General features: G+C 47.8%; 1 protein-coding gene and 1 pseudogene. Both read right to left on the reverse strand.

What is annotated here, in order from left to right:
• Positions 1 to 467, reverse strand: a pseudogene (locus ACN0IC_RS15085) (hypothetical protein); the annotation flags it as partial.
• Between the two features lie 248 nt (positions 468 to 715).
• Positions 716 to 2186, reverse strand: a 1471-nt coding sequence (locus tag ACN0IC_RS15090; protein ID WP_416879585.1) for a polysaccharide biosynthesis tyrosine autokinase, incomplete at its 5' end; no start/stop codon positions are given.

A 2186-nucleotide genomic window follows, 5' to 3' on the forward strand; every position in this document is an offset into this window, starting at 1 on the left:
GCAATATCTTTTATTAGAGGCTCAACGCCTTCTCGCAAAGAACCAGAATAAACAAAATCAAACTCTTTCTTCGAATTAGCGTATTTCTTGGCAAGCTCACCATCAAAACCCATACATCTTGTCTTATACTCTCCGCCAACCAGAGGAAGAGCGCTCCTGACTTTCTCATTAAGAAAAACACTAACATCCCCTTTGATATTAAAAACGGACTTAATCAAATCTTTGATCCGAGGAGACCGTCCTGTGCTGAGAGAGTGGTATTCCGTTATCAGAAACCTTGGTCTTTTCAACCAAAAGGGGAACACTCCCATAAAAAGGAAAAGAATATCAGATCTTTCGACTGCCGAATGATAGTCATCGAAGACAACCACTTCTGCTTTAGGAATTTGAGAAAAGCAAGATCTATAAGCATAAAGTTCAGGAATAAAAGCTTTTCCCTCATTCACAAAACCAATAATCACCGTCATACTAACGACCACTTTCTTTCATGATTAATTCATTATATAAAAATCATTGGAATATTTAATTTTACATTTCAAGTCAAAACAATTCTTTAAGACCAGAGGCCTTTCGCTGCAAAGTGTCACAACCTGCGGGAAAGTTACTTCTTTATTCTTAATAGCCGTTCTCGATTCAGTTTTCTATCGGGTGCAGGTACACTTTTATTTTCCAGCACTGTGATCGACTCACGCAAAGTAGCTACATAAAACGATGATTAGCTTTTCTCTTGATACTCGTAAGCATAGTAGCCGTATTCGTTGGAAGCACGGCGCTCCATACAATTAAGAATCGCACCTTTGATTTCCACATTATTCTGCGCGAAGCGTGTCAGAGTGATGTCTACTTCCTTAACGCTGTTTACGCCAAAGCGGGTCACGATCAGGCTGCTGCCGGCTAGCTGACCCACAATGGCGGCATCGGTAACTGCAAGAATGGGGGGCGTATCCACTAACACAATGTCGTGCTGGGCGCTCAGGGATTCCATCAGGGCTTTAAAGCGATCGTGCATCAATAGCTCGGACGGATTCGGCGGTATCTGGCCGCGAGAAATAAACGACAGATTTTCCATCTGCGAGGTTTGAACAATCGCGTTTTGATCCACCTGGCCTGACAGGTAATCCGATAGCCCAACATCGTTATGATTTTCAAAGAATCGGTGCAGGTGGCCCTTGCGCATATCGGCGTCAACCACCACCACTTTTTGCCCGGTTTGGGCTAACACCGCCCCCAGGTTGGCAGAAACAAAGGACTTGCCTACCCCTGGACTTGGGCCAGACACCATTAGCACCTTGTTGCTCGCCTCCATCATGGCAAAGTGCAAACTGGTGCGTAGACTACGCAAGGCTTCAACGGCGAGATCATTCGGGTCTGACAGGGTCAGCAACGGAATGGCCTCTTTATCGTGTTTGCGTTTACGACGGCGTTTCAGTGCTTCCAGCCGGTCCACCTTCTGCTGGTGCTCCGACAACGGAATGGAGGCATAGACTGAGATGCCTTGCTCTTCCAGTTGCTCCGGGCTGTCGATACCACGATTAAACGCCGCTTTAAGAAGCACCACACCAACCGACCCCATGGCCCCCAGCATGGCAGCCAGAATGGCAATCAGCGCTTTCTTGGGTTTGACCGGCTCAGTTTGCACCAGGGCCTTGTCGATAATGCGTACACTACCGACGGTGCCGGCGTTCATGATGCGAAGTTCCTGCACCTTGTTGAGCAGGCCAACGTAGATTTCCTGGTTTACTTCTACATCGCGCATCAGCCGCAACACTTCCTGCTGGGTTTCCGGAAGAGCCTTGATCTGGCTGTTGAGCTGATCTTTTTCCTGGTTTAGCGACGCCCGTTGCTGGATCAGGGTGCGGTAGGCTGGGTGCTCACGGGTAAAGCGGGCGGAAATTTCGCTTTCCTTGATTTTCAGCTCATTGATTTTTCCTTCAATGGCCACCAGCCGCTCCAGCACGGACTGGGTTTCCAGGGACAAATCCACGGATTCGCTTTTTAGGCGATAGGCATTGAGCTTTTCTTCAGCCCCATTGAGTTTTTCTTTAATTTCGGGAAGTTGCTCGTCCAGAAAGTCCAAGCTATTTTCCGCTTCTGCGGACATACGCTTAATGTTTTGAAGCAGGTAGGTTTCGCCAATGGCATCCAGAATAGCGCGAATACGCGCTTTACTCGGCCCAGTAATGGAC

Origin of the sequence: Litorimonas sp., from assembly GCA_029936425.1 — a bacterium.
Taxonomy (GTDB): domain Bacteria; phylum Pseudomonadota; class Alphaproteobacteria; order Caulobacterales; family Maricaulaceae; genus Litorimonas.